This window comes from Promicromonospora umidemergens, from assembly GCF_024171995.1.
GTDB classification, from domain to species: Bacteria; Actinomycetota; Actinomycetes; order Actinomycetales; family Cellulomonadaceae; genus Promicromonospora; species Promicromonospora umidemergens.
The window spans coordinates 52,792-78,843 of record NZ_JAMTCT010000027.1; the positions used below are offsets into that span (position 1 = coordinate 52,792).

25 protein-coding genes and 1 riboswitch are annotated in these 26,052 nt (G+C 70.2%); of the genes, 13 read left to right on the plus strand and 12 right to left on the minus strand.

Going from position 1 to position 26,052, the window contains the following annotated elements; genetic code table 11:
* Positions 1-41: 41 nt before the first annotated feature.
* Positions 42-1,151, minus strand: a complete 1,110-nt coding sequence (locus APR04_RS26850; protein WP_253876833.1) for a DNA glycosylase AlkZ-like family protein — start codon at positions 1,149-1,151, stop codon at positions 42-44.
* 80 nt (positions 1,152-1,231) lie between these two features.
* Here APR04_RS26850 and APR04_RS26855 point away from each other — a divergent pair, with 80 nt between their 5' ends.
* The 4 genes from APR04_RS26855 to APR04_RS31185 all read left to right on the plus strand — a co-directional run bounded on the left by APR04_RS26855 (position 1,232) and on the right by APR04_RS31185 (position 4,541).
* Positions 1,232-1,855, plus strand: coding sequence for a SigE family RNA polymerase sigma factor (locus tag APR04_RS26855; RefSeq protein WP_308292397.1), 624 nt, complete (start codon positions 1,232-1,234; stop codon positions 1,853-1,855).
* Positions 1,852-2,991 carry a PASTA domain-containing protein gene (locus APR04_RS26860; RefSeq protein WP_253876835.1) on the plus strand — a complete coding sequence of 380 codons (1,140 nt, stop codon included), beginning with the start codon at positions 1,852-1,854 and terminating at the stop codon, positions 2,989-2,991. The genes APR04_RS26855 and APR04_RS26860 overlap by 4 nt, the downstream gene beginning before the upstream one ends.
* Before the next feature lie 65 nt (positions 2,992-3,056).
* A complete protein-coding gene (locus APR04_RS26865) occupies positions 3,057-3,503 on the plus strand; it encodes an SRPBCC family protein (protein ID WP_253876837.1) in 447 nt (148 codons plus the stop codon).
* 354 nt (positions 3,504-3,857) lie between these two features.
* On the plus strand, positions 3,858-4,541 hold the full coding sequence (locus APR04_RS31185) for a C40 family peptidase (protein WP_253876839.1): 684 nt from the start codon (positions 3,858-3,860) through the stop codon (positions 4,539-4,541).
* A 127-nt stretch (positions 4,542-4,668) separates the two neighbouring features.
* Here APR04_RS31185 and APR04_RS26875 read toward each other — a convergent pair whose 3' ends face one another.
* A complete protein-coding gene (locus tag APR04_RS26875; RefSeq protein ID WP_253876842.1) occupies positions 4,669-5,562 on the minus strand; it encodes a hypothetical protein in 894 nt (297 codons plus the stop codon).
* A gap of 167 nt (positions 5,563-5,729) precedes the next feature.
* Positions 5,730-5,927, plus strand: a riboswitch (cyclic di-AMP (ydaO/yuaA leader).
* Position 5,928: 1 nt separating this feature from the next.
* On the opposite strand from APR04_RS26875, the gene APR04_RS31190 reads away from it, so the two are divergent.
* Both APR04_RS31190 and APR04_RS26885 read left to right on the plus strand, forming a co-directional pair.
* Positions 5,929-6,675 carry a C40 family peptidase gene (locus APR04_RS31190; protein ID WP_253876844.1) on the plus strand — a complete coding sequence of 249 codons (747 nt, stop codon included), beginning with the start codon at positions 5,929-5,931 and terminating at the stop codon, positions 6,673-6,675.
* A gap of 183 nt (positions 6,676-6,858) precedes the next feature.
* On the plus strand, positions 6,859-8,226 hold the full coding sequence (locus tag APR04_RS26885; protein WP_253876847.1) for a TrkH family potassium uptake protein: 1,368 nt from the start codon (positions 6,859-6,861) through the stop codon (positions 8,224-8,226).
* Positions 8,227-8,321: 95 nt separating this feature from the next.
* On the opposite strand, the gene APR04_RS26890 is transcribed toward APR04_RS26885, so the two are convergent.
* Entirely contained in the window at positions 8,322-8,585 is a 264-nt protein-coding gene (locus tag APR04_RS26890) for a GlsB/YeaQ/YmgE family stress response membrane protein (RefSeq protein ID WP_253876848.1), read from the minus strand.
* A gap of 206 nt (positions 8,586-8,791) precedes the next feature.
* Between APR04_RS26890 and APR04_RS26895 the strand changes: the two genes are divergently transcribed.
* The gene (locus tag APR04_RS26895) at positions 8,792-9,661 is read left to right on the plus strand and encodes an ion transporter (protein WP_253876850.1); all 870 of its coding nucleotides are present in this window, start codon (positions 8,792-8,794) and stop codon (positions 9,659-9,661) included.
* Here the strand turns inward: APR04_RS26895 and APR04_RS26900 are convergent, their stop codons facing one another.
* Positions 9,662-11,560, minus strand: coding sequence for a class I tRNA ligase family protein (locus APR04_RS26900; RefSeq protein WP_253876852.1), 1,899 nt, complete (start codon positions 11,558-11,560; stop codon positions 9,662-9,664). It lies immediately after the preceding gene.
* Between the two features lie 329 nt (positions 11,561-11,889).
* Here APR04_RS26900 and APR04_RS26905 point away from each other — a divergent pair, with 329 nt between their 5' ends.
* The 3 genes from APR04_RS26905 (at position 11,890) to APR04_RS26915 (ending at position 15,379) form a co-directional block, all read left to right on the plus strand.
* Positions 11,890-12,111 carry a hypothetical protein gene (locus APR04_RS26905; protein ID WP_253876854.1) on the plus strand — a complete coding sequence of 74 codons (222 nt, stop codon included), beginning with the start codon at positions 11,890-11,892 and terminating at the stop codon, positions 12,109-12,111.
* A gap of 144 nt (positions 12,112-12,255) precedes the next feature.
* Positions 12,256-13,773, plus strand: coding sequence for an RNA polymerase sigma factor (locus tag APR04_RS26910; RefSeq protein WP_253876856.1), 1,518 nt, complete (start codon positions 12,256-12,258; stop codon positions 13,771-13,773).
* Positions 13,774-13,972: 199 nt separating this feature from the next.
* Complete coding sequence (locus tag APR04_RS26915; RefSeq protein WP_253876858.1) at positions 13,973-15,379, plus strand: sigma-70 RNA polymerase sigma factor region 4 domain-containing protein; 1,407 nt, start codon at positions 13,973-13,975, stop codon at positions 15,377-15,379.
* Between the two features lie 67 nt (positions 15,380-15,446).
* Here APR04_RS26915 and rlmC read toward each other — a convergent pair whose 3' ends face one another.
* The 6 genes from rlmC to APR04_RS26945 are packed head-to-tail and all read right to left on the minus strand — an operon-like array spanning position 15,447 to position 21,276.
* Complete coding sequence (gene rlmC, locus APR04_RS26920; RefSeq protein WP_253876860.1) at positions 15,447-16,658, minus strand: 23S rRNA (uracil(747)-C(5))-methyltransferase RlmC; 1,212 nt, start codon at positions 16,656-16,658, stop codon at positions 15,447-15,449.
* A 55-nt stretch (positions 16,659-16,713) separates the two neighbouring features.
* Positions 16,714-18,078 (minus strand): M15 family metallopeptidase, encoded by a 1,365-nt coding sequence (locus APR04_RS26925; RefSeq protein WP_253876862.1) that lies wholly within the window; start codon positions 18,076-18,078, stop codon positions 16,714-16,716.
* A 33-nt stretch (positions 18,079-18,111) separates the two neighbouring features.
* Positions 18,112-18,735, minus strand: a complete 624-nt coding sequence (locus tag APR04_RS26930; RefSeq protein WP_253876864.1) for a DinB family protein — start codon at positions 18,733-18,735, stop codon at positions 18,112-18,114.
* A gap of 29 nt (positions 18,736-18,764) precedes the next feature.
* Positions 18,765-19,499, minus strand: coding sequence for a DUF2306 domain-containing protein (locus APR04_RS26935; RefSeq protein ID WP_253876871.1), 735 nt, complete (start codon positions 19,497-19,499; stop codon positions 18,765-18,767).
* Positions 19,500-19,546: 47 nt separating this feature from the next.
* The gene (locus tag APR04_RS26940) at positions 19,547-20,314 is read right to left on the minus strand and encodes an ABC transporter permease (RefSeq protein WP_253876873.1); all 768 of its coding nucleotides are present in this window, start codon (positions 20,312-20,314) and stop codon (positions 19,547-19,549) included.
* Complete coding sequence (locus APR04_RS26945) at positions 20,311-21,276, minus strand: ATP-binding cassette domain-containing protein (protein ID WP_253876874.1); 966 nt, start codon at positions 21,274-21,276, stop codon at positions 20,311-20,313. The genes APR04_RS26940 and APR04_RS26945 overlap by 4 nt, the downstream gene beginning before the upstream one ends.
* A 130-nt stretch (positions 21,277-21,406) precedes the next feature.
* Between APR04_RS26945 and APR04_RS26950 the strand changes: the two genes are divergently transcribed.
* Together APR04_RS26950 and APR04_RS26955 are read left to right on the plus strand one after the other, a co-directional pair.
* Entirely contained in the window at positions 21,407-22,273 is an 867-nt protein-coding gene (locus APR04_RS26950) for a TetR/AcrR family transcriptional regulator (RefSeq protein ID WP_253876875.1), read from the plus strand.
* Between the two features lie 120 nt (positions 22,274-22,393).
* Positions 22,394-23,038 (plus strand): DNA-3-methyladenine glycosylase I, encoded by a 645-nt coding sequence (locus APR04_RS26955; RefSeq protein ID WP_308292398.1) that lies wholly within the window; start codon positions 22,394-22,396, stop codon positions 23,036-23,038.
* A gap of 9 nt (positions 23,039-23,047) precedes the next feature.
* Here the strand turns inward: APR04_RS26955 and APR04_RS26960 are convergent, their stop codons facing one another.
* Both APR04_RS26960 and APR04_RS26965 read right to left on the minus strand, forming a co-directional pair.
* Positions 23,048-23,920: an LLM class F420-dependent oxidoreductase gene (locus APR04_RS26960; RefSeq protein WP_253876876.1), complete on the minus strand. Its 873-nt coding sequence runs from the start codon at positions 23,918-23,920 to the stop codon at positions 23,048-23,050.
* Positions 23,921-23,965: 45 nt separating this feature from the next.
* Positions 23,966-24,601: a TetR/AcrR family transcriptional regulator gene (locus APR04_RS26965; protein ID WP_253876877.1), complete on the minus strand. Its 636-nt coding sequence runs from the start codon at positions 24,599-24,601 to the stop codon at positions 23,966-23,968.
* A 148-nt stretch (positions 24,602-24,749) separates the two neighbouring features.
* Between APR04_RS26965 and APR04_RS26970 the strand changes: the two genes are divergently transcribed.
* Complete coding sequence (locus APR04_RS26970) at positions 24,750-26,003, plus strand: NYN domain-containing protein (protein ID WP_253876878.1); 1,254 nt, start codon at positions 24,750-24,752, stop codon at positions 26,001-26,003.
* Positions 26,004-26,052 lie beyond the last annotated feature (49 nt).

Sequence of the window (26,052 nt, forward strand, 5' to 3'; positions counted from 1 at the left end):
TGATGAAACTTTCAACCACCTGAGCGTGGGTCAGGAGTGGCCTACGCGTCTCTCGCGTAGTCGACCCGGCCCAGCCCCAGCCACGAGGCGAGGCGCTCGACCTCGTCGTGCACCGCGTCCATCGTGGCCCCGTCGAACGGCAGGTCCTCGTGCACCCCGAAGACGTTCAGCACGCCCGCCTTGCGGTCCGCCTTGGCGTCGAGCTTTCCCACGAACCGCTCCCCGCGCAGGATCGGCAGCGCGAAGTAGCCCCAGCGCCGCTTGCCCTTCGGCTTGTACATCTCGAGCAGGTACTCGTAGTCGAACAGGTCGAGGAGACGGGGCCGGTCCGCGGCTGTCGCGTCGAACGGGGACAACAGGGCGGTGCGGGGCTCGAACTCGTCGTCCGCCCGTTCCAGCAGCTCCGGATCGACCCGCCACTCACCGTCGACCCCCTCCACCTGGACCACCTCGCCGGGCAGGTCCACCCACCAGCCGCCGTCGCCCGAACGGCCCTGTACCCGCTTACGGGCGATGCCCTCGGCCGCCAGGCGTCGCTCCACCCGTTCGCGGAGCGCCTCCTCCAGCGGCACCGCCTCGACCTGCGGATACACCCGCTCCGCCAGGTCCCACAGACGCTGCCTGCCCTTGCGCCCGACCATCGCGAGCTTGCCCTGCATGTTCAGCGCCTCGAGCAGCTCGGCCACGCTGCGGCGGCTGCTCCATCCCTCTGCGCCCCAGGTGTACGGCACGCGGGCGGTGTCGGGCACGTCCTTGGCGAGCACCGGCCCCTCCGCCTCCACCAGCGCCAGCACCTCGCGCTCGAACTCGGCGTTGTCGGCGAGCCACTGCCGCATGGTCTCGTTCTGCGGCCAGCGGGCCATCTGCTCCAGGTAGAGGGGCAGGTCGTCCATCGGCCGCACCGTGCCACGCAGCTGGAACAGCATGCCGTCGGAGATCGCGTCGTCGACGGCACCCTGCCAGTACTCGTTGCCGAGCCGCGACCAGGCGACCAGGTCCACCGCGGGCGCCACCGCCGACGTCGGGTCCACCGAGAGGTACGTCAGGTCCTCGACCAGGTGCACCAGGTCCACCGGCCGGCGGGCGTCGAGCAGCTGGGCGCGCAGGGCGATGCGGCGCCCCTGCTGCACGGTGAGCCGATGGGTGGCCATGCAGCGAGGATACGGAAGGGCACCGACAATCTCTCGAGCGGCCCACTCAACCTTTCGTGGTGCTGGACCGTGAAGGAGGCATGAGCATGCCAATGGTCGCGGGGCGTTCGAGCCCCGACAAGGTTCACGCGATCGACGTCGTGGTGGTAGGGGACAAGGAGGCCGAGTTCGCCAGCTTCATGGCGCGGTCGACCCCATCCCTTGCACGCACCGCCTGGCTGCTGTGCGGCGACACGCACGTCGCCGAGGAGCTGGTGCAGCAGGCCCTCATGAAGACGTATCTGGCCTGGCCGAAGGCACGGCGAGGCGAGCCGCTCGCCTATGCACGCCGGGTCCTGGCCAACACGCGGATAGACACGTGGCGCAGGCATCGGCGGGAGGTCCTCATGGCCTCCGACACGCTGCCCGACCGGTCGAGCGGCGGCCCCAGCCCGGCCGACCAGCATGCCGAGCGCGACCGCCTCAGCCGCGCCCTGCTGACGCTCTCCACCAAGCAGCGCCGGATCGTGGTCCTCCGCCACCTCGACGGCCTGACGGAGCGTGAGGTCGCCGACGCGACGGGCGTCTCCGTAGGCACCGTGAAGTCCACCGCGTCACGCGGCCTCGCCCGCCTCCGGGAGTTCCTCCAGGCCGAAGACGCGGCAGACGCCGCGCGCACTACAGCAGCACCCACGAGCACCACCGACGAGAGGAGCGGGTCATGAACGACGACGAGCGGTTCGCAGAGAACCTGCGCGCCCAGGTGAACCGGGTCGCGCCGAAGATCTCCGTCGACGCCACGCGGGTCGTCCCCGCTGCCCGACGGCGGCGGGCCGCCCAGATCGGCGGCGTCACCCTGGCCATGGGTCTGGTTCTCGGCGGCGGGGCCTGGGCGGCCACCACCATGGACGCTCCGGGAACCGCCCTGCCCGGCGGCTCGATGACGGTGGACGCAGAACCGTCTCCGAAGCCGAGCGGGCCGCCCATCACGTCGAGCGAGGGCGACCCCTTGACCGAGCTGCCCACCTACCCGGCCGTGGAACCGGTGGTACCGCCCGACGGTTGGCGGGACGCGACGTACTTCCATGTCGTGACCCGGGGCCTACCGAGCCAGACCGGCGGGGAGTCAGGGCGCGAGGCGCCGCTGGGCAGCAGGCTGGGTAGCGAGAGCTGGTACGGCAACGGTGTGAGCTTCGAGCTCACCACGGACGGCCCCGCGCTGATGGCCATCGGCGACCACATCAACATCGAGGGGCACACCCTCACCTACACCTGGGCGGACATGGCAGCGCTGCCGACCGATCCGGAGCCCCTGCACGACGCCCTGCTCAGCCGTTACTTCCCCGGCGAACGCGAGGAGGCGGTGCGCGACGCCGCCGCCCGCCTGGCCACCCAGGCACCGGCCTCCCCGGAACTGCGGGCCGCGGCGTGGGAGCTGCTCACGAGCCTTGCCGACGTCGAGGTCAAGCAGGACGCCCGTGACTCGGAGAACCGCCAGGGCACCGCAGCGACGTACCAGTACGGCGACGACGACAGGGTGCGGACCGTGATCTATGACGAGGCCAGGAACCTGCCGCTCGAGACGCAGGACACGAAGCACGGCACGGACGTCTATCTGACGACCGAGTTCACCGACCTCCCCGACGAGGTCGCCGACAGTGCGATCGAGGTTCCCGAATTCACCGCGATGACGGTGGAGGACGCCGGGGTCGCCTGCCAGCAGGCACACCTCACCTGCACGTTCGAGGACACCGAGTCGGACACTGTGCCGGAGGGGACGGTCATCTCGTCCGACCCGGCGGCCGGCGCACTGGTCACCTGGGGCGCCGTGGTGACGCTCCAGCTGTCCACTGGTTCCTGACCTGGTTGTTCACCACGGGCCGCAGGCTACGCAGGCTGTTCTCCAGCCCGCGTAGCCTGGGGCCCGTGGCCCATGCCTACCGCACCAGCGCCCAGGTCGAGGCGCCCGCCGACGTCGTCTGGCAAATACTGTCCGACGTCGAGCGCATGCCCACCTGGACCACCTCCATGACGCACGTGACGCTCCTCGGTCCCGAGACGAGGATCGCCGTCGGTTCCCGCGTCGAGGTCCAGCAGCCTGGTCTGCCCGAGGCCACCTGGGAGGTGGACGGCCTCGTCGAGGGCCGCGGCTTCTCCTGGTCGAGCACCACCCCCGGCGTCCGCACGGGGGCGGCGCACCAGATCGCACCGGTGTCCGACGCCGCGTGCGAGGTGACGCTGGTGACGGCGCAGAGCGGGATGCTCGCCGGGCTGACCAACCTGGTCCAGGGGTCCAAGGCGCGCGAGCTCGTGGACACGGAGCTGGCCGGCCTGAAGGCCGAGTCCGAGCTCCGCATGCGGGGCAAGGGCTGACACGCCGCCGTAGATCGGCGTGTCACATCATTTCCTTCGGTGTCTTCTCATGTCTGCTGAATGCCTGTCTCGTTCTCCAGAATGACCCTTACGCTGGCAAAAGGCATCCGGTCGAAAAGTTACGCGCGTTTCGGACACCTCGATACTTCACAACAACTGTTATCTGATCGAGACAAGGCGGTTACCCGTATGTAGCGTCGGATCCGTTGTGCCACCGGAGGCACAACCGCGGGCCTCATTCCCAGATTCGGTACGGGCACCGCGCAACCGGCGACTTGGAGAACTTCGGTGAGTACCACCGTCCGACGCGGTCGACACCGCGCCGATCATGCTCCTAGCACTCCCCTGATGACCGTGACCCGCACTGCAGCCCGCTCGGGCGCAGTCATCGCGGCATCGTCCGGACTTCTCGCGACGGCATTCGCACCCGGTGCGCACGCCGTCGCTGGAGACGGTTCGAACCGCTTGGCAAGCGTCGACATGTCGGCACTGACGCAGGCCGCCCGCAAGGAGCTCGCGGCGGCCCCGGCAGTACAGGTCGCAACGGACGCGAAGCTCAGCATCGAGAGCAAGGCCGTCACGGTCACCCCCGCTCCAGAGCCAGAGCCCGTCGTGAAGGCCGCCACCTATCCCGAGCCGGAGGTGGAGGCCCAGGCCTCGGTCGAAGAACCCGAGCCGGCCACCCCGGACTACGCGTCCGACGGTTCCATCGGCGCTCAGGCCGTGGCGATCGCCATGCAGTACCTCGGTATCGCCTACACGTACGGTGGCGAGTCCCCGGGCACGGGCTTCGACTGCTCCGGCCTGATCAAGTACGTGTACGCCCAGCTCGGTGTCCAGCTGCCGCACTCGTCGTCATCCATGGTGGCCTCCGGCTACCAGGTCACGACGCCGATCCCCGGCGACATCGTGTGGACCCAGGGCCACGTCTCCCTCTACGCGGGCGACGGCATGGTGGTCGAGGCGGCCAACTACGGTACGCCGGTCCGCCACACCGCCCAGTGGCAGGACTACGCGGTCTACATCCGCCCGTACTGACAGGTACACCCTTTTGGTCGTGGGCCTGATCGTTGTGCCCGAGCGCCCGTCTCGAGCGCATCGATCACGCCCACGACCAGAAGGTCCGTAGGCGACCGCCGGGGCCGCGCGGACGGCTGCTGCCGCTTCAGGCCCAGGCCTCGGAGAGCTCGACCTCGTCCGAGGCTTCCCTGGAGAGCCGGAGCGCCGCGATCGTCGCTCCGAGCAAGAGGGCGACCACCCAGGCGCCGAGCTGGTGCCCGTCGGACACGACGGCCGCCGAGGCCAGCTCGTCCCAGACGATGCCGGCAGCGGTCAGCGCGTCCTCGGTGAGCGCCGAGCCGGCCGAGACGTCTCCTTGCACGGCCGCGAGGGCCGGACCTGCCGCCTGCAGGACCCAGACGAGCCCCGCGGCAGGCAGCCAGCCGAGGAGCTCGATGGGCTTCGTGTCCACGGCCAGACCGAACGCGATGCCGAGCGCCACCGCGAAGATCCACCACGTGCCGGTGGGGGACACCGAGTTCCCCGGGAGCAGCCCCCAGAGCCAGCCATCGAGGAGCACCACCGGCAGGGCGAGCGTCAGGCCGCGCAGGGCTGCCGGGCCGAGGGCCGTCAAGAGACCGGCCAATAGCCCGACGGACCCAGCGACACCGGTGATGACGAGCATCCCGAGCGGCGCGGCATCACCGGGCACGCTCGCCCGGATCGAGATCCACCAGGAGACGCCACCCGTGGCAGCCATCGCCACGAAGGTGCCCGTGATCGCGGCACCGGCACCGGCCCTCGACGACGCCGGCAGACCCGCCGCGACACCGCCGAGGAGACCACCGAACAGGGCCATGACGGCCAGCCCGACCACCGCGTCGTCGGCGATGAACGGGAGGGGCAGAAAACTGTTGCCGCCCGCGGCCGAGGCGTCAGAAATGCCTGTGACCACGTACAACGCCTGAAGAAGCCAGGGCAAGAAGCCGCAGGCCCACCATGCGAAGGCACTGATGAGAAGCACCCACCAGGCGGAGGTGCGGTACGCGCTTACGGCCATGCCGCCGAACGGTAGCGGATGAATGTGATGTCGGTCATAACCGCTGAAGACTAGAACGACGTAAAATCTGCGTCTTCGTGGGGTCAGACCGTAATGCGTAACCCGATCGTGACTTTTCCCATGAACGTGTGTACTTTGACTTCTGCTCCCCCGCAACGGTGGGAGTCGTGAGCTGGACGCCGAATCCTGTCACCGGCTCATGACCAGACGTTCGAGACAGGAGCGGGGGACCCACTTCCCGGGCGACAGCAGGATCGTCGTCCTCGGGGTGAAGCCGGACGGAAACCCCCCAGTAGCCGTGCGGCCGGGTGTGTACTCCTACCCGAACCCGACAGCTGACCTCGCAGGCGGTACAGGAGACATTAGGTGACGAACTCCATCCGCGGCCGGCATCGTGACAGCCGGCCGGCCATGACACCGCTGACCATCCTCGCTCGTACCGCCACGGAGAACGCCGGCACCGTCGCCCGCCGTGGCGCCATCGCCGCAGCCGCAGGTGGCGTTCTGATCTCGACCATCGCGACGACGGCCCACGCGGCCCCGGCGATGGACCTCAAGACCGATGTGAAGACCGCCAAGCTCAACTCGGTCGACCTCAACTCCCTCACCGCGGTAGCCAAGCAGGCAGTCGCCGCGGCCCCCACCGTGACCGTCCCGGCCGACGCAAAGATGCCGACCGAGATGGAAGCACTGGGCACCTCGTCAGACGCCGACGGCAAGAAGGGCGGCGAGGAGGGCGAAGGCCCTGCCGTCGTCTCGGTCGACGCACCGGACCCGGTCCCGGTCGGCCAGCAGGCCATCAACATCGCCTTCAACTACCTCGGCATCACGTACGTGCTGGGCGGTAACTCGCCGGCCGAGGGCATGGACTGCTCGGGCCTGATCCAGTACGTGTACGCGCAGCTCGGCGTCGGCCTGCCGCACTCGTCCGGTGCGATGCTCAGCTCCGGCTACCAGGTCACGTACCCGGAGCCCGGCGACATCGTCTGGACACCCGGCCACGTGGCCCTCTATGCGGGCGACGGCATGATCATCGAAGCCTGGGCCGCCGGCATGCCGGTGCGCTATACCGAGATGTGGCAGAACAGCCCGACATTCATCCGCGTCGCGTAAGGCCTGAGCCGTAGGACCAACAGCTCACTGCGAGGCGTCGCCTCCGTGCCGGGTTTCCGCCCGACGCCGGAGGCGGCGCCTTTCGCGTTGCGGCGTCGATGACGGGCTAACGTAGCCGCCGGGCGTCAGGTGGCGCCGGTACGCCACCGTGACGTACGACGAGCGAAAGCCGACGGTAGCCAGATGCGTTTCAGCAGCCTCGCGGGTCGCGAGGGTGGGCGGGGTGCAGCGCTCCGGCGCCGACCTGGTCAGCTCGTGATTGCCGGTTTCGTCGCTGCCATAGCCGTGGGCACGCTGCTCCTGCTGCTCCCGATCGCGGCGTCCGGTGAACCGGCCACGTTCATGGAGGCGCTGTTCACCGCGACGTCGGCCGTGTGTGTCACGGGCTTGATCGTCACGGACACACCGGTGTTCTGGTCGGGGTTCGGCGAGGCGGTGATCCTGGTGCTCATCCAGATCGGCGGCCTCGGGGTCATGACCGTCGCCTCGCTGCTCGGCGTCCTGGTCTCACGGCGCCTGGACCTGAGCTCGCGACTGGTCGCCGCGGCGTCGACCCGCACGGTGAGCCTTGGCGACGTACGCCGGACCCTCGTCCGCGTCGTCATCCTCGCGTTGGTCATCGAGGCCGCCGTCGCGACGGTGCTGGCGGTGCGCTTCGCCGTCGCCTACGACGAGACGCTCGGCCGAGCGCTCTGGCACGGCGTCTTCCACGCCGTCTCCGCGTACAACAACGCCGGCTTCGCCCTGTTCTCGCTGTCGCTCATCGACTTCGTGGCCGACCCGTGGATCGTCCTGCCGATCTGCCTCGCCACGATCGTGGGCGGGCTCGGCCTGCCGGTGGTCCTCGAGGTCCTGCGCGAACGCGTGCGGCCGGCGCGCTGGAGCGTCCACACCAAGATCACGCTGCTGATGACGACACTGCTGCTGGTGGGCGGCACCGTGTTCTTCCTCGTGGCCGAGTGGGACAACGCCGCGACCATGGGCGGGCTCGACAACGGCGGCCGGGTCCTGGCGTCGTTCACGCAGTCGGCGCAGGCGCGCACCGCCGGGTTCAACTCGGTGAACACCGGCGAGATGCACACGGAGACCTGGCTCGGGACGATCATCCTCATGTTCATCGGCGGCGGCTCCGGTGGAACGGCCGGCGGTATCAAGGTGACGACGTTCGCGGTGCTCGCCGTGGTGATCTGGTCCGAGCTACGCGGCGACCCGGACGCCACGGTCTTCGACCGCCGCATCTCGCCGGCCACCCAGCGCCAGGCCCTCACCCTGGCCCTGCTCGGGGTGGCGATAGTGGTTCTCCCCACCCTGTGGATGACGGCGCTCTCGCCGTTCACGGTGGACCAGATCCTGTTCGAGGTGACGTCCGCGTTCACCACCACCGGTCTGTCCACAGGGATCACCGCGCAGCTCGCCTGGTATCACCAGCTGGTGCTCGTCATGCTGATGTTCATCGGGCGGCTCGGACCGATCACCCTCGGTACCGCGCTCGCGCTGCGCGCCCGTGGCCGCCTGTACCGGCTGCCGGAGAGCGCCCCGATCATCGGCTGACGGCTACGCGCTACCCGCCGTACACGACGCCGCGGCCGCACCGATCATCGACGTCAGGAGGACGACGGTGACGGCGCGGCCGCGGGATGCTGCGATCAAGCCTTCTTGCGGCCGAAGATCGCCTGGACGATCAGGATCACGATGATCGCGCCGAGCACCGAGAAGAGCCAGCTCTGCCAGGACCAGAAGGTGTCCATGCTGACGTTGAAGATGAGACCACCCAGCCAGCCGCCGAGCATGGCGCCCAGCACGCCCAGGAGCAGGGTGAGCCAGAAGCCGCCCGGCTGCTTGCCTGGGATGACGATGCGGGCGATCACGCCGGCGATCAGTCCGAGGATAAGAAAGGCCCAGAAGCCCATAGCGTCTTCCTCCAGAGTAGTTTGGCCTGCTTGCGCACTACCTCAGCACTGATTGGGCCGACGTGCCACCGGACCCGCCGAATCAGTCCCATATCGGGACATTGCACCCAGCCGATCCGCTGACGGCGTCGCGCTACAGTTCGCCCGGGCAAGGGCCTGAGGCAGGACCGGAGCAAGGACTCCGGGCACGTGACAAGGGAGACCGCATGAACCAGGCGATCGGTACACCGGCCGAGCCACGACTCGAACCACGCACCTGGCGGGGGCGGCTCCGCACGTTCCTCGACCAGAGGTGGTTCGTCAACCTCGTTCTTGTCGTGATCCTGGCGAATGCCCTGATCCTGGGCGCCGAGACCATGGTGAGCGGCGCTGCGTACGAGATCCTGATGGACATCGACCACATCATGCTCGGCTTCTTCGTGGTCGAGCTGCTCCTGCGGATCGTCGCCAACGGTCGGCAGTTCTTCCGTGACCCGTGGAACCTGTTCGACCTCGCCGTCGTCGGCATCGCGTTGCTCCCGGCCAGCGAGTCCCTGTCCGCGCTGCGCGCTCTGCGCGTGCTCCGCGTGCTGCGCGTGATCACGGTGGTGCCGTCGCTGCGCCGCGTCGTCGACGGTCTGCTGCGGGCCGTGCCGGGCATGGGCGCCGTCGGCGCACTGCTGGTGCTCGTCATGTACGTGTCGGCGGTGATAGCGACCGGCCTGTTCGGCGAGTCCTCGGACGAGTACTTCGGCAACCTGGGGATCTCGCTGTTCACGCTCTTCCAGGCCATGACGGGCGAGGCCTGGCCCGACATCGCCCGCACGGTCATGGTGGCTCATCCGTGGGCCTGGATCTTCTTCGTGCTCTACATCCTGGTGGTCAGCTTCGCGGTGCTGAACCTGTTCATCGCCGTCATCGTCAACGGCATGGAGGAGATCTCCGAGGAGGAGCGCCTGGACGACGAGCAGAAGGACGAGCGGCTCGACGCCCTGGCCGCACAGAACCGGGAGATCCTCGTCGAGCTCCGCTCCCTGCGCGCGAAGCTCGACGATGAGGGCGGCGGCAGCACAGCCGGGGCCGGCGCCACGCCATAGCTAACCCAGCACCACGTTGACGAGGTGCGGCGGCCGCACCACGACCCGCCGCACCGCCCGGTGTCCCACGGCCCGGGTGACGGCCGGCCGCGCCAGGGCGGCCAGCTCCAGGTCCGCCGCCGCGACGTCGGCGGGCACCGAGAGGCGGTCCCGCACCCTGCCGTCGACCTGGACCACCGCCTCCACCTCCGTAGTCACCAGGAGCGCCGGGTCCACTGCCGGCCACGGCTGCGCCGCGACCGGCGTCGTGCGCCCCAGCCGCTGCCACAGCTCCTGGGCGGTCTGCGGCGCGAACAGGCTCAGCAGCACGGCTATGGCCGCGACGGCCTCTTCGTAGGCCGCAGCGTCCACGCTGCCGCCCGACGCCGCCCGACGCACCTCGCCCACCAGGCCCATCAGCCGCGCGACGGCGACGTTGAGGCGCCCGGCGTCGACCAGTCCGTCGACGTCGTGCACCGTGCGATGCACCGCGCGACGCAGGACGTCGGGACCGCCGTCGCCGTCGCCGTCGCCGTCGGTCGAGCCCGATGGGACCAGGCGCAGCACGCGAGCCAGGAACTTTCGCATCGCCTCGGGCGAGACGTCCGCCCAGTCGACGTCGTCCTCCGGCGGCCCGGAGAACAGGATCGCGAGCCGGACGGCGTCGACCCCGTGCCGGTCCAGCTCGGCCGCCAGGTGGACGCCGTTGCCCAGGGACTTGCTCATCGCCCTGCCGTGGTTGACCACCTGCCCCTGGTTCAGCAGGCGGGCGTACGGCTCGGGCGAGGGCACCAGACCCATGTCGAACAGCACCTTGGTGACGAACCGCGCGTACAGCAGGTGCATGGTCGTGTGCTCGGCACCGCCCACGTACAGCGCGGCCGGCATCCAGCGGGCGGCGTCCTCGGGGCGGAACGGGCCGCCGTCGTATCCCGGCGACAGATATCGCAGGAAATACCAGGACGAGTCCACGAACGTGTCCATCGTGTCCGTGTCCCGCTCGGCCGGGCCGCCGCACCGCGGGCAGGCGGTCGCCACCCAGTCCCGTGCGCCGGCCAGGGGCGAGACGTCGCCGGGCGTGAGCTGCTCGCCCTCCAGGTGCGGCAGCTCGACCGGCAGCTGGTCGTCCGGGACGACCACCTCGCCGCAGCCCGGACAGTGCACCACCGGGATCGGTGCGCCCCAGTAGCGCTGCCGGGAGACCAGCCAGTCGTGCAGGCGGTAGCTGGTGCCGTCCGGTCCATGCTGTCGGCCGATCCAGTTCCGCTGCATCGTCAGCACGTGCGCCGGCCAGCCCGGCTCCAGCAGCGACATGTCGTCCAGCAGCCGGTCCGCGTACGCGGTGATCCGGAAGAACCACTGCGTCAGGCTGCGGGCGACGACGGTGGCGCCGCAGCGCTCGCACGCGCCGTCGACCACCTGCTCGTTGGCCAGCACCGTCCGGTCGTCCGGGCACCAGTTCACCTCTGCCGCGGCGCGGTAGGCCAGACCTCGTTCGTGGAGCCGGGCGAACAGCCACTGGGTCCAGCGGTAGTACTCCGGCTCATGTGTGTGCACGCGCCGTGACCAGTCGAACGAGACGCCGTAGCGCCGGATCGACGCCGCCTGGGTGGCGATGTTCACTGAGGTGAACACGGCCGGATGCTCGCCCCGGCGGATCGCCGCGTTCTCCGCCGGCAGGCCGAACGAGTCCCAGCCGATCGGGTTGAGCACGTCGAAGCCCTTGGCCCGCCAGTACCGCGCCACGACGTCGGTGATCGCGAACACCTCGGCGTGACCCATGTGCAGGTCCCCCGACGGGTACGGGAACATCGTCAGCAGATAGCGGCGTGGGCGGGCGCCGTCGTCGGACGCCTGGAACAGACGGCCCTCCGCCGGGCCGTCGCCTGCCGGGCCTGGGGTGCGGTACGTGTCGCTCATCGCTCTCGCTCTCCGGTGCATCGATCGGGTCCGGGCACGAAAAAGCCCCTCACAGGGAGGGGCTGCCGCACCGGGTGTGCCCGATCGAGGGGCGGAGTCGGTGCGGCTACGTAAGGGGCGAGCGTGCGTTGCGCATGCCTCCACGATACGTGGGCCGGCCGAGCCAGGTAAAGGGAGTCGCACCTGTGCGCGGGCGCGTCCCGCGCGCGGCGAACGAGCTCCTCGTGCAGCGAGCCGGTCCGAATACGGTCCGAAGCGGACGTTGTAGGAGAAATAGAAAAAAACCCACAAGTGCTGTGACATCCGGGCGACCCGCGCGTCTGGGCTACATGGAACACACCGAGCACCCCGAACTGGTTCGTCTGGGCGCCCAGTACCTGCGCGCGTACGCGGACGGCGACGCCGTCAGCCTCTACCGCCTCGCCGACGCGTGGGGGGCGAGCGAGCTGATCGCCGCCACGTGCGAGGTCGCCCTCGCCGTCATCCACGCGACGGCCGGACCACAGGGCTTGGACGCCGTATCGACGACGTTTGCGACGAACCGGAGGTAGGTACCGATGAACAGGACCAGGTCCGTTGCCAAGGCCTCCGGCGGAGCCGACGAACCCGAAGACTTGCGCGAAGACAGCGTTGTGGTGCGATCATTGGCCAGCGCGTCAAAACTGGACACCATGGGCAGAAGGAGCCAAGACCGCGTGACCACGACTGGTGACCTGCGGGTCGATGACTGGGTCGTCCATCGTCCCAACGTCGTGCGTTCGGTCGCTGCCCGCGTGCCCGGCATCGATGCCGAGGAAGCCGCCAGCCGCGCCCTGGAAAAAATGGTCCGGATCGTGTCCACCGGCACCACCATCGACGACCCGGCCCCCTACTGGCGACGCGCAGCAGTCAACGAAGCCATCAGCATGACCCGCGAAGCAGGACGCACCAGACCCGTCGAGGACGACACCCTCGACGGCCTGACACCCCCCGTCGCCGGCGCCGAGCTCGACGCCGAACGCCGGGCCGACGTCACCATGCTCCGCGACGCCCTGGCCGACCTCGCCGACGACGACCGCCAGATCCTCCTGGAACGCCACGTCCACGACCGGGCCGTCACCGACATCGCCACCGACCTCGGCGTCCGACCCCACGCCGCGACGATGCGGCTACGCCGCGCCGAGGAACGCCTCGCCGGCGCGTTCGCCGCCGCCCACGCCCAAGCCGTGCGCGAACCCGAGTGCCGCACCACCCGCGCCGCCATGCACGACTACCTCAAGGGACGCCTGCTACCCCGCCGGCAACGCCGCCTCGAGGTCCACATGGACAGGTGCGCCCAGTGCACCCGCGCGTTCATGAACGTGCGCGAGGTGTCCTGGATGCTGCGTGACCTCGGCCAGCATGTCGTCGCCGGCGGGCTCGCCACCAGCGCGGCCGGCGCCGTCGCCGGCGGCACGGGTGCCGCCGCCGGGGCGAGGCCCAAGAGCACCGGGAAGCGACCACGCTCCTTGGGCAAGAAGGAGACCACTGTCGCGGCCGGAGTCCTGGCCGCCCTCGCCATCAGCGGAGGCGCGCTGGCACTTGTCGCCAACCAGAGCGCCGAACCACCCGTCCAGGCCGTCCAGGACACCGGGCCTGCCGGTGACGGCCCGGGTGGCGGCGCCGGCAGTGGCGGAGGCGACGGTGCGGGTACTGGCGACAGCAGTACAGGCGACACGTCGAGCTCGCCCGACCAGACGCCGCAGGACCAGCCGCCGTCCATCCCGCCGACCGACCCTCAGCCGCGCCCGGCGACCACGCCCAAGGAGGACGCTGCCGCGGCAGCGAACCCGGTAGCGCCATCCGCGCCGGACGGGACCGATCCTGCGCCGGCGCCCGAGCCGCCGCCCGATGACGCCCCACCGACAGCTGATCCAGGCCCCGGCTCAGATCCTGTCCCGGCACCAGGCGGGGGTGCGGACAAGCCTGACCCCGTTCCCCCGGCCGACCCCCCGCCGGAGGAACCGGGAGACCCGCCACCTGGCCCACCCGAACCGCCGAACCCGCCGGACGCTCCCCCGAGCCCGGTCGGCAGTGCGTTGAGCGACCTGCTCGCCGGCCTGGGCCTCGCCGGCCTTCCCGGTATCGATCTCGCGACCACCACGCTGGACGAGATCTGGGCACTGTTCCTCGGCACGGCCACGGACAGTGCCGGACAGGCCGTCGACGACGCTGAACCAGTGGCCGGGGGCTGATGGCCGTGCGGGCTTCACACCTGGCCCGCAGCCTGTCATCGCTGTGCGTACGCACAGTCCCTCTGGGCGGCAGCCCAAGATCGTCCCTTGATCACGACTGCGCCTTCCATGCGCCTGCGTTCTTTGCGAGCATGCACGCCCGAGGTCTCGTGCAACGTGACAACACGCGGCGCCCTGTCGCGTACAGGAGGGGTTTGGCGTGACCGTCACCAGCGCGGACCTCAGCCAGTGGGCAGCGCACCGCCGCGCTGTCGTCTTCACGGTCTCACGGCGCGTCCACGGGATAGATCCCGAGCTGGCCGCCAGCCGCGGGCTCGAGCTGTTGTGCGTCGAGCTTCTGAAGCAGGGCGAGGTGTCCGACCCTGTCGCGTTCTGGACCACCGCCGCGGTGGACGTAGCCCTGGCGATGGCGCACGAAGAGCCCATGCCGGACGACCAGGCCGCGAGCGAGGCCATCACCGCGCCGATCCGGCGAGCTCTGGACTTCGAGGTGCTGACCGCGGCGATGGAGCGGCTGTCCGCCGGTGACCAGCAGCTGCTCTGGGACCACCACGTGGGATCCCGCCCGGTGGCCGCGATCGCCGACGAGATCGGCGTGCTGCCCTACGCCGCCAAGCGGCGCTTGCGCCGCGCCGAGAACCGCCTCGCGAGCAGCTTCGCCGAGACGCACACCGGCACGGCCGACGACATCGAGTGCGAGTCCACCAGGGCCTCGATGCATGACTTCGTGCGGAACCGTCTCCTGCCCGGCCGCCGGCAGAAGGTCGAGGACCACATGGTTCTGTGCGCCGGCTGCACCCGGGCATTCGTCGACGTCCGGGAGTCCTACTGGATGCTGCGTGCGGCCGCTCCGGTCCTGCTGCTCGGCGCCGTGACGGCGGTGAAGGCGAGCACCGCGGTCGGGACCGCCGGCGTCGCCGCGACGGGAGCCGGCCTCGGCGGGGGGATCGCCGCTCTGGGTACCCGCGTGGCTCTGACCGTCCGTAGTGCCCTGACGGACCCGATCAGCCTGACGGCGACGGTAGCCGGCGGGCTGTTCCTCACCAGCGCCGTCACTACCGGGGTGGCCGGTGTCGCAGGAGTCCCGCCGACATTCTTCGAGACCGGGGTGGTCTCGGTCTCCACGCCGGGTGGCGCGAAGGCAGTGGTTCCTGACGGCGTGCCGACCGCGCCGGCGGAGGAACCAGCGGACCGTCCGGAGTCGACCCGGTTCGTCCCGCCTGGTCTGGCGAAGGGCACCGGCATGCCACCCGGTCTGGCCAAGCAGGACGGTGTGCCGCCGGGCCTCGCCAAGCAGAACGATGTACCGCCAGGACAGGCCAAGCAGGACGGTGCGCCGGCAGACCAGGCGGACGACGCCAGCAGCTCGCCGAGGCCCACCGAGCCGAGCACAGGTACCTCGCCGGGAAATAACGGGACGGATCGCACACCGCCCGGCCTCGCGAAGACCGATGGCACGCCGCCCGGCCAGGCCAAGAAGAACGGCACGCCGCCCGGCCAGGCCAAGAAGAACGGCACGCCGCCCGGCCAGTCAGGCGAGGCAGCTCGTCCGGACCGGTCCGACGAAGCAGCGACACGGTCGAACCCCGGGCGAGGGAACGCCTAGGAAGACTGCGCGACACGAACCAGGCAGTAAGTGGGAGACCAGCGGGACACCGGCCAAGCCCGTCCGATCATGCCCGTCCCAGGAGCACGAGCACCTCGTAGTGCGAGGTCTGCGGGAACATGTCGAGCAGGCGCGCTCGCACCGGGCGTAGCGACGGCATCGCGGCGAGGTCCTTGGCGAGCGTCGTCGCATTGCAGCTCGAATACAGGACGTGCTCGATCCCCGACGTCTCGAGCCACTGTGCCAGGTCCGGGCCGATGCCCCGCCGGGGCGGGTTCACGATCACCATCTCGGGCAGCTCGGGGGCAGCCGGTCCGACGGCGAACTCCGTCGCGTCGCCCGCGGCGAACGTGACGTCACGGAAGCGCTCGACCGCGTCGTCGTCGCGGAGCTTCTCCACCGTGCCCGACGCTGCCGCTATCGCCTCCGCGCTGATCTCGATGCCCGTGACGGCACGGCCCGGCGCAGCGCAGTGCAGCGCGAAGCCGCCCACCCCGCAGTACAGGTCCCAGAGCGTGCTCGGGCCCACCTCGTCGACCCAGGTGCGGGCCTGTCGGTAGAGCTCCGTGGCGACTGCGGTGTTGGTCTGAAAGAAGCTCTGCGGGCGCAGGTCGAGCGTGATGTCGTCGATGCGCATCGGGAGGGTGGTGCGCTCGGTGAGCGGGATCTCGAGGTCACCCTCGAGCACGGCCGCATGCTTGGGCTGGATGTTCGCCGACGCGACGGCCAACGCCGGGAGCTCGGCGAGCAACGAGGGCAGGTGCTTGCGGATCCGCGCGATCGACTCCTGGGAACGCAGCACGAACCGGACCATGAGCTCGCCGTCGGGCGACAGGGTGACCAGGAGGTACTTGAGCTCCCCGCGCTGCTGCGCGCGCTTGCCCCGGCCGGACACCTCGTAGGGCTCCAGGCCGGCCTGCGTGACGAAAGCTGCCAGGGGCACGAAGGACGCCTGGAGGGCGTCCGGGTAGAGGCCGCAGTCCGTGAGGTCGACTCCGTGGCCGGCGCGATCGAGGATGCCGAGCACCGGCTCGGCGACCGTGCCGCTGACCACCATCTTGGCTTTGTTCCGGAACCCGGACTCCAGGCTGCTGACCGCAGGAAGCCAGGTCAGCCCCGAACCAGCGGTCGGGTCGGCTTCCTCGACGGTAGAGCCCGTCGGTACCGAGTCAAGGAGCGTAGCGACGTGCCGCTCCTTGTCGAGCACCTGGGTGGGGTAGTCGATCTCCAGGAGGGTGCAGGAGTGGCAGCGGCCGGCGTCGTAGTGGAGGCACTGCACACACCCATTATCCAGCCCGGGCGCAACCGCCTTGATCAGCGCCTTCGTCCGGCCGCTACTCCGTGTACTCGAAGTGCCACGGCTCCTCGCGGCCCCCGCCCGCCCGCGCCCACTCCGGGTGGTGCCAGCCGACCTCGGGCCCGTTCGCGGCGAGCCACTCGTACTCGGGCTGGCCGAAGCGGAAGCCGTCGTCCGTCGGCACGTCGATCGCCAGCGCCCAGCCGTGGTTCGAGGTGCCGGGCGCCGCCACCTGTCCGCTGCCGAACTCGTTGAGCGCCTGGAGCTGCCAGTCGTAGGGCCGGTACCCGTACTCCACCCGCAGCGGCTTGCCGAACTTCGCCTCGAACTCCGCTCCCAGCTTCTCCCAGGCCTTGCTCGCGTCGCACCGCAGGTACTGGTCCTGCCCCTCCGGCCCCACCCCGACCTTGCACAGGGTGTCCAGGTCGAGCCGTCCGTTGGAGCCGTCTGCGACGGTCGCACGGGCGTCCCACGCTGCCGCCTCGATGGCGGCTCGCGCAGCCTCCCGCCGCTCACCCAGCTCCCGGACGGAGCTCAGCTCGCCCTGGTCCGCCGCAGCCGTGAGCGCCGCCTGGCCTTCTTTCCGATGGGCCTCCAGGGTGCTGCGGACGGTGGCAGGGGCGCCCGAGTCCGCGGTCCAGCTCAGGGTGTACGCGGAGTCGCGCACGGAGATCTTGAGCTGTGCCGTGACCTTCGTCAGCGTCGTCTTCGCCGTCTTGAGCTGTGCGGCTGTCTTCTTGGCCTGTTCTGCTGCCGTGCGGGCCTCGGCCTGCGCGTCCTTGCGGTTCTGCTGCCACTCCCGGTTCGACGCCTGGGTCTCCTTGGTCGCCTCGACGAGTGTGGTCGAAGTGGTGCGCAGGGTGGTCGCCCACCCGGTCGCCTTGGCCTCGAGGGCGGCGATGTCCTCCGGGGTGTCGAGCCCGGCCGTGCCGGAGTCGGGGACCGCCGGCGGCTGCGTGGCGCCGAGCTCCTTTGCCTCGGCGACGTGTCCTGCCAAGTCGGTCCGGACGGTCTCGTCGGCCACCTTGCCCTTTGAGGCGGCGAGGACCTGCTCCGCCTCCGCGATCTGCTGGGTCAGGTCCTCCTGGACGGCGCGCCCGTCGTCCACGGCTTGCACGATGTCGGCGTGGGCGTGCGCCAGCTGTCCCAGCTCGCGCTCGTTCCCGGCGTGGACGAGGGCGAACACGATGCTGCCGACGAGCGCGACCGCCGCGGTGACCAGGAAGACGACCAGTGGGCGCATGGACCCGCCGTCCGACGGGGCGGCTGCCCTTCCGGACCCGGCTCCGTCGGGCTGCGCCCGGTCCGGCACCTCGGTCGAGGTGCCCGACGTCGGGCGCGGCCCGGCCGCGGCGGGTTCGGGCGGCCCGGCAGGTGCGGGCGGCTCCACGTTGAAGGACATGGCCCGAAGTTTGGCGAATTCGGGCCCTTGACGCTAATCGCCTGCCCGGTCCGCAAGGTTCTTGAGCTTGTCGAGGTACACAGCGGCCTCGCCGGCCTGCCAGTCCGGGATGTTCGTGTTGCGAGGCAGGAGGCCCACAGACCGGTCGGTCAGCTCGCGCAGGATGTCGGCGTGGCCCGCGTGCCGGGTGATGTCGTTGGCCACGTGCGTGATGATGCGGAACAGGGTGACCTCGCGGTTCCCCCACCAGGGCACGTGGCCGACCGTGTCCAACGGCAGCATGTCGATGGTCTCGTCGCAGAACACCCAGGCCCGCCGGTAGAGGTCGGCGATCGAGGCGATCGACTCGTCGGCCGTCGCGTACCAGTCCGCCTGCGGGTCGTCCTCCAGCGCCTGGTCGGACAGGAGTTCCTCCGGGGTGGGCCACTCCCGGCCGAAGCAGGCCCCGAAGTAGCCGATCTCGGTGTTGGCGCAGTGCTTCACCAGGCCCAGCAGATTGTTGCCGGAGGGCACGAGGGGCCAGCGTGCCTGCTTCTCCGTGAGGCCCTCGAGCTTCCACAAGAGGGCCGCACGGGTTTCGTTCAGGTACTGCTTCAAGACCTGCTTCTGCTCGAGCTCGTCCGCGTCGCCGGTCGTACTGCCAGTCGTCTGCACCATAGGGCCAGTGTGTCCCGCGCCACTGACATCTATCGAGCCCGTTGCGCCCTGGTGCGCTTCTTGGGCTTGCGCTGGAGCCACCACTCGGCGAAGAGCAGGTTCACCACCCAGGACACCCAGGCGGACGCCGCTGCGGCGGACAGGGCTTCGGGCGACGACGCCATGTCCCCGTCGAACGACGGGGCGAAGGTGACGACCAGCAGCACACCCCAGAAGCGGTTCGCCACGATGGAGAAGGCCAGCGCGGTGCTCCGGACCATCCACGCGCGGTGGTCGGTGAAGCGTCGCTGCCGCACGGCCCGGAACCCGAGCAGCGTGAACGTGACGAGCAGCACCGCGAGGAGCGAGTTCGCGATCCGCTGGCTCGGCCCTTCGCTCGGGAACTGTGCGGTGACCAGGGCTCCGATCCCGGTCAGTACGGCCGCCACCACGTACACCCGGCCGCTCCAGCGGTGGATGCGCGGGTGGTTGGCCCGGAGCCACGGCCAGAGCTGGAGCACCGCGGCGGCGAGCAGCACCGAACCGGTGAAGATGTGGGTGACCAGGGCGGGGTAGTAGGCAGGCCCGCGGTCACCGACCTCCCCCACGGGAAGCAGCGCCTGGGACGGGTCGAGGCCTACGTAGCGGGGCAGCGTCGTCACCAGGAAGACCGCCGTGATCACGGCGAGCGGTGCGATCCAGGGACGGCGCCACCAGCGGACCGCCGGTCGGCGAGGAGCGGGTGCGGTGTCCGGCGCGGCGTCTGTCGTCGTGTCGGTTGCCATGTCTTGCCTGCTTTCGTCGGATCGGAAGTTCAGGACGGTGCGCCACGTCAGCGCCGGGCACGGAACGCCAGGCCTGCCGCCACCGCGAAGAGCAGCCCGAGACCGAGGCACCAGACGACGGCGAGCACTGCTGCGCCGACCGGGTCTGCGCCGCCCGCTGCGTCGCCGGCGAGCAGGCCGCGCACCGTCTCGATCACCGGTGTCACGGGCTGGTGCTCCGCGAACCCGCGCAGCCAGCCCGGCAACGTGTCGACGGGCACGAAGGCGCTCGAGACGTAGGGCAGGAACATCACGAAGAAGGAGAAGCCACCAGCGGCCTCCGGCGACCGGACCAGCACTCCCACGAGGGCGGCGAGCCAGGTGATCCACCCGACGAAGAGCAGGATCATGCCGACGGCGGCGAGCCACTCCAGGGCGGAAGCCTCGGGGCGGAACCCCATCAGGATCGACACGCCGAACACGATGGCGGTGGTGACCAGGTTCTTCACGAGGCTCGCGGCCACGTGTCCCGACAGCACCGTCCAGGCGGTGACGGGCATCGACCGGAGCCGTTCGACCATGCCGCTCGACATGTCGTGCTCGACGGCGGCCGCGGTGCTTGCGGCACCGAACCCGGCGGCCAGCAGGATGACGCCCGGCGTCACGTAGTTGATGTAGCCGGTGCCGGTGTCCATGGCCCCGCCGAAGACGAGCACGAACATCAGCAGGATGATCACGGGCAGCACCACCGCGGTGATCATGGCGTCCAGGTCGCGCGAGACGAGGCGCAGGCCGCGCACCGTCATGGTCGAGACGTCTCTGAGCAGGTACGTCACGCTGCCACCCCTGCCGGTCGCGCCGAGTGCTCCTGGCCGACGTGTCCGGTCAGGGCGAGGAAGACGTCGTCGAGGGTGGGTGCCCGCACCTCCCAGTGGTCGGGCGTCACCCCCGTCGCCTCGACCACGGACAGCACGGACCGCACGTGGGCGACCGAACCGTCGGTGGGCACCCGCACCCGCGCGCCGTCGGCGGTGGCCGCGACCGCAGGGGCGACCTGTCCGGCGTCGGACGCGGAGGCGAAGGTGAGCTCGACGCCCGCGTCGCCCACCTCACGCTTGAGCTGTGCGGGCGTGCCCTCGGCGACCACGCGGCCGCCGTCGACGAGCGCGACCCGCTGGGCGAGCCGGTCGGCCTCCTCCAGGTACTGGGTGGTGAGGAAGACGCTGGTGCCTTGCTCGACCACGCCACGGACCACGTCCCAGAGCGCCTGGCGCGACCTCGGGTCGAGGCCGGTGGTCGGCTCGTCGAGGAACATGACGCGGGGCCGGGTGAGCAGGCCCGCGGCGAGGTCGAGCCGCCGGCGCATGCCGCCCGACCAGGTGCCGACCTGGCGGTGCGCGGCGTCGGCCAGGTCGAACGCCGTGAGGAGCTCCGCCACACGGCCGCGCACCACCCGGCGCGGGAGGTGCGCGAGGTGACCCATCATCGTGAGGTTCTCGGTCCCGGACAGCTTGTCGTCCACCGCGACCTGCTGGCCGGTGAGGCTGATGATCTCGCGCACCCGCCGCGCGTCGCGCACCACGTCGAAGCCGGCCACGGTCGCCCGGCCGGCGTCGGGCCGCAGCAGTGTCGACAGGATGCGGACGGTGGTGGTCTTGCCCGCACCGTTGGGGCCGAGCAGCGCGAGGACCGATCCCTCCTCGAGCTCCAGGTCGAGCTTGTCGAGCACGGGTGGGCTCATCGAGCCTCGTCTGGCGAAGGACTTGTGCAGGCCTTCGGCTGTGACGATCGCAGCCATGGTCTCCCTCTTCCTCTACTGGTTCCGGTAACTGTTTATGTCCTACGCGCTTTAGTGTGGAACGTAAACAGTATGTGGTCAAGAGAGTTTCGGATCGGCTCACGCCGCGGAGCAGGGCAGGATGGAGCCGATGAGTACCGACACCGCTCCTGAACCGGCCGAGCAGCCGCCGGGCAACGGGCCGACGCCTGAGCTGCCCGCTGCCGTGCAGCGCTTGTGGGGAGATGCGGCACCGCGGCGCCGCGGGCCGAAGCCGGCACTGTCCGCCGCGCAGATCGTGCAGGCCGCGATGGACCTGGCCGACGCCGAAGGCCTCGCCGCCGTCTCGATGGCGCGCGTCGCTGAGGCTGTCGGGTACACCCCGATGGCCCTGTACCGGCACGTCTCCGGCAAGGACGAGCTGCTCGTCCTGATGTCGGACGCCGTGGCCCGCGACCTGCCCGAGCTCCCGGCCGGCCTCGACTGGCGCGCCGGGCTGGAGGCATGGACGCGCGCCCAGATCGACATGGGGTTGGACCGGCCGTGGTTCCTGGACCTGCCGCTGTCCGCCGTGCTACCCGGACCGCACCGGATGCGCTGGATGGACCAGGCGTTCGGCGCGCTGCGGTCCATCGACCTGCCGGCCGACGAGAAGCTCGCGATCATCGGCCTGCTCGCCCAGCACGTGCTGGGCGAGGCGCGGGTGCATGTCGAGTCCCACCGCGCAGCGGTCCAGCGGGTGCGCCGGGAGGCGGGGCTGCCCGACGGGACGCCCGAGTCCGAGCTCGACCCCGCCGCGATCGAGGCGGCGGCCCCCTACGCCGACTTCGAGGCGGTCCTCGCGCGGTATGCCGCACCCGCGGTGTACCCGCACCTGTTCGAGTCGTTCTCGACCTGGACGGGGACGGTGGAGGCCGCACCCGGCGCGGACGACGTCACGTTCGGGATCACCGTCGTCCTGGACGGTGTCGAGGCCTACCTCAGGCGCCGTGGCGCGATTCCCGACGACGAGTCATGAGCCCTTCGCCACAGCGGCGCAACGGTCCTGGCCCGACCACAGGCCGCGGTTTTCGGACGTCGTGCACAGGTCGGCGGCCGGATCCCGTGGCATGTCGGTGGCGTGCGTCAGAGTGGTGCCGTGACCAGTGATCCCAGGACAGATGACAAGACGGTGACGCCGGCGGTAGGCGCGGCCCTGCGGTGCTTCGGCGACGGCGACCCGCTCTATGCGGCCTACCACGACGACGAGTGGGGCGTGCCCGTGCACGGCGAGGCCGCCCTGCTGGAACGCATAGCCCTTGAGGGGTTCCAGTCCGGCCTCTCCTGGATCACGGTGCTCCGCAAGCGGCCGGCGTTCCGAGAGGTCTTCGAGGGGTTCGACCCGGAGAAGGTGGCGGCGTTCGGCCCCGACGACGTCGAGCGGCTGCTCGTCGACGCCCGCATCATTCGGAACCGCATGAAGATCGAGGCCACCGTCGACAACGCGCGGGCCGTGGTCGCGCTGCACGACTCCGGCCGCACGCTCGACGAGCTGTTCTGGTCCTTCGCCCCTGATGCGGCCGTCCGTGAGCACCCGGCCGCCTTCGCCGACGTGCCGGGCTGGACCGCCGAGTCGAAGGCCATGAGCAAGGCGATGAAACAGCAGGGGTTCCGGTTCATCGGCCCGACGACCGCCTACGCGGCGATGCAGGCCTGCGGCCTCGTGGACGACCACGTGGCCACCTGCCCGGTGGCCATCGAGCGCACCCGGGCGATCGCGGTCACGCAGGGACCCACTACCTGAGCGTCGTCGTCACAGCTCCGCGCACGGCTCCACGACCGGAAGGACGGCGTCGCGGACCCACTCGGCGAGGGACGTGGCCGGCGGCCGCAGCATCACGGTGTCGACGCCGTGCTCTGCGAACCCGCGCATCTCCTCGACGAACGCAGCGGTGTCACCCGGGCCGATCGACGCACCGCGGTGCAGCATCGTGACACGGATGTCAGCGGGGTCGCGCCCGACGTCGTCGCAGTGCCGCCGCAGCACGTCGAGCAGGTGCCGCAGCCGCTCGGGCGTCTCGGCGAACAGGTTGCACGCGTCCGCGTACTGCGCGACGAGCCGGAGGGTCCGCTGCTCCCCGGAGCCGCCGATCATGATCTCGGGTCCCGACAGGGGTGGCGGCGAGCAGATCGTCTCGGCGAGCTGGTAGTGCTTGCCCTCGAACGGGCCGTCATTGTCGAGGTCGTACATCTGGCGCGCGATCCGGACCGTCTCCTCCAGCATCTCGAAGCGGTCCTTGAGCGGCGGAAACGGCACCCCGAGCGCGGCGTGCTCCTTGTCGTACCAGGCTGCGCCGATCCCGTAGGTGGCGCGCCCGCCCGAGACCACGTCGAGCGAAGCGACGATCTTGGCCAGCAGGCCCGGGTAGCGGTACGTCACGCCGGTGACCAGCGCGCCGAGCTGCACGTTCTCCGTCACGCCGGCCAGATAGCCCAGCGTCGTGTACGCCTCCAGCATGGGGTCCGACGCCGGGAAGCCCTGGTGCTCCATCTGGAAGTAGTGGTCCATCACGGAGACCCACGCGACGCCACCGTCGTCGGCGTACCGGGCGGCGTCCGCCAGCTCCGTCCGCATCCGGGCGGGCTCCATCGAGTCGAAGCGCATGAAGTGGGTGCCGATTCGCATGTCTCGATCCTCCTACGCCGTCGCGCGACGTCAAGTGCGGACGCGTCAGGCGCCAGGAGCGGTCGGCGCCTCCGTCAGCCCGAGGATCCGCGCCACGAGCCAGGTGATCGAGTCAGCGATCTCACGCGGGGTCGCTGACGGCTGCATGACGTGGCTCATCGAGGTGCGCACCACGATGTCGATCACTGCCGAGATCTGCTGCGGCTCGAGCGGGATCTCGTACTGGTCCGCCCGGTCCTGCACGACCCTCTTGACGGTGCCGAGCAGGGACTCCGAATGTGTGGTGAGCAAGGGAAGCAGCTCGGTGTCCGCACCGTGCGTGGCAGAGATGATGGCGCGCAGCAATGGGTTACCCAGGGCGAACGCCAGCGTGTTCCCGACGGCAGCGTGGACCCCCGACAGCAGGTCGTCCGGGTGGTCGTCGAAGCCCTCGGCGATCTTGAGGACGAACTTGGCCGACTCCGTGTGCACCATCGCCTTGGCGAGCGCCTCGCGGCTGCCCACCGCGTTGTAGACGGTCTGCCTGCTCACACCCGCTTCGGTCGCCAGACGCCCCATCGTCACCTTCGACCAGCCGTCGGCACAGGTGAGGCGGACCGCAGCAGCGATGATCCGACTCCGGCTGGAGATCGGATCCTCGTACGCTGCTGTCACCTCTGTCACTTCTGTCACCTCGGCCATGTCTTGATCGTAGGCAACAAGCGGCCTCCGGGCCGGAGCAGCACGCTCGGCGCCACAGATTTCACCCCTTGGCCATTTCTCCATGCGGAGGGCAGGGACGGTGCGGCCCCGAACCCTCGACGTCTCGAAACCCCATAGAGTGGCGAGCATGGACCTCGAAGAACGCCTCGCTGTCTTCATCGACTACGAGAACCTGGCGCTGGGCGCCCGTGAGCACCTTGGCGGGATGCAGTTCGACTTCGGCCCGATCGCCGACGCCCTCGCCGTGCGCGGCCGGGTGGTCGCGCGCCGAGCCTACGCCGACTGGTCGTACTTCGACGAGGACCGCCGCATGCTGACCCGGCACCAGGTCGAGCTGATCGAGATGACTCAGCGGATGGGTGCTTCCCGCAAGAACGCCGCCGACATCAAGATGGTGGTCGACGCCATCGAGATGGCCTTCGAGCGCGACTACATCTCGACGTTCGTCATGTGCACGGGCGACAGCGACTTCTCGCCGCTCGTCCACAAGCTGCGCGAGCTCAACAAGCGCGTCATCGGCGTCGGCGTCGAGAAGTCGACGTCGCGGCTGCTGCCCGCAGCGTGCGACGAGTTCCTCTTCTACGACCGCCTCGAAGGCGTCGAGGTGCCCGACGAGGATCAGAGGGCTCCCGCTCCGAAGCGCGGCACCCGCTCGCGCAAGCCCGCAACGGCACCGGAGCGCGCCACGGCGCAGAAGGTTCCCACCACGTCGCGGCGCGCCAAGGCCGCCGAGGCAGTGGCGGAGGCCGTCGCCGAGCCCGCCGCCCCCGCGACCTCCGGTGCGGTCGAGCCCGAGGCCAAGCCCGCCACCCGCCGTCGGAAGAAGGCGGAGCCCGCCCCCGCTCCCGTCGACGTCACGCCGGAGGCCGACATCGACGTGAGCGAGCAGGAGGAAGAGGCGCCGGCATCGAGCGACGCGCCCATGGAGGTGCGTGTGGCGCAGACCCTCGCCGACCTGCAGTCCTCCACGAGCGGTCCCGTGACCGCGTCCGCTCTCAAGCGGACGCTGCTGCGCAAGGACGCGACGTTCAGCGAGTCGGACTACGGGTTCCGCACGTTCGGCGAGTTCCTGCGGTTCCTCGCGGACCGCGGGTTCGTCGAGCTCGCGGCGGGACCGTCGACAGGCGACCCCGAGGTGTCGCTGCCGGAGCAGGGTGACACCTCCGCTGCCTTCGTGCTGCTGCGGGCCGTGGTGCAGGAGTCCGGCGGCTCGGCCGCGCTGTCCGGCCTGAAGAACGCCGTGCGCAAGAAGCGCCCGGACTTCTCGGAGAAGGCGCTCGGCTTCCGCGGGTTCCTGCAGTTCGCGAAGGCGGCAGAAGCTGCCGGCACCGTCGCGCTTGCCTGGGACGACGACGCCGACGACTACCTGATCACCGCCTGAGCCGGAGGCGCAGCGCAGGGTGCGGGCCGAGGAACGAGGCACTCGCCCG

Coding starts and splice junctions, on each gene's coding strand:
- APR04_RS26860 (WP_253876835.1), top strand. CDS start 1,852: ATGAACGACGACGAGCGGTTCGCAGAGAACCTGCGCGCCCAGGTGAAC.
- APR04_RS26950 (WP_253876875.1), top strand. CDS start 21,407: ATGAGTACCGACACCGCTCCTGAACCGGCCGAGCAGCCGCCGGGCAAC.
- APR04_RS26875 (WP_253876842.1), bottom strand. CDS start 5,562: ATGGCCGTAAGCGCGTACCGCACCTCCGCCTGGTGGGTGCTTCTCATC.
- APR04_RS26900 (WP_253876852.1), bottom strand. CDS start 11,560: ATGAGCGACACGTACCGCACCCCAGGCCCGGCAGGCGACGGCCCGGCG.
- APR04_RS26890 (WP_253876848.1), bottom strand. CDS start 8,585: ATGGGCTTCTGGGCCTTTCTTATCCTCGGACTGATCGCCGGCGTGATC.
- APR04_RS26935 (WP_253876871.1), bottom strand. CDS start 19,499: ATGGCAACCGACACGACGACAGACGCCGCGCCGGACACCGCACCCGCT.
- APR04_RS26885 (WP_253876847.1), top strand. CDS start 6,859: ATGCGTTTCAGCAGCCTCGCGGGTCGCGAGGGTGGGCGGGGTGCAGCG.
- APR04_RS26855 (WP_308292397.1), top strand. CDS start 1,232: ATGAGCATGCCAATGGTCGCGGGGCGTTCGAGCCCCGACAAGGTTCAC.
- APR04_RS26965 (WP_253876877.1), bottom strand. CDS start 24,601: ATGGCCGAGGTGACAGAAGTGACAGAGGTGACAGCAGCGTACGAGGAT.
- APR04_RS26930 (WP_253876864.1), bottom strand. CDS start 18,735: ATGGTGCAGACGACTGGCAGTACGACCGGCGACGCGGACGAGCTCGAG.
- APR04_RS26970 (WP_253876878.1), top strand. CDS start 24,750: ATGGACCTCGAAGAACGCCTCGCTGTCTTCATCGACTACGAGAACCTG.
- APR04_RS26850 (WP_253876833.1), bottom strand. CDS start 1,151: ATGGCCACCCATCGGCTCACCGTGCAGCAGGGGCGCCGCATCGCCCTG.
- APR04_RS26905 (WP_253876854.1), top strand. CDS start 11,890: ATGGAACACACCGAGCACCCCGAACTGGTTCGTCTGGGCGCCCAGTAC.
- APR04_RS26945 (WP_253876874.1), bottom strand. CDS start 21,276: ATGGCTGCGATCGTCACAGCCGAAGGCCTGCACAAGTCCTTCGCCAGA.
- APR04_RS26925 (WP_253876862.1), bottom strand. CDS start 18,078: ATGTCCTTCAACGTGGAGCCGCCCGCACCTGCCGGGCCGCCCGAACCC.
- APR04_RS26960 (WP_253876876.1), bottom strand. CDS start 23,920: ATGCGAATCGGCACCCACTTCATGCGCTTCGACTCGATGGAGCCCGCC.
- APR04_RS26895 (WP_253876850.1), top strand. CDS start 8,792: ATGAACCAGGCGATCGGTACACCGGCCGAGCCACGACTCGAACCACGC.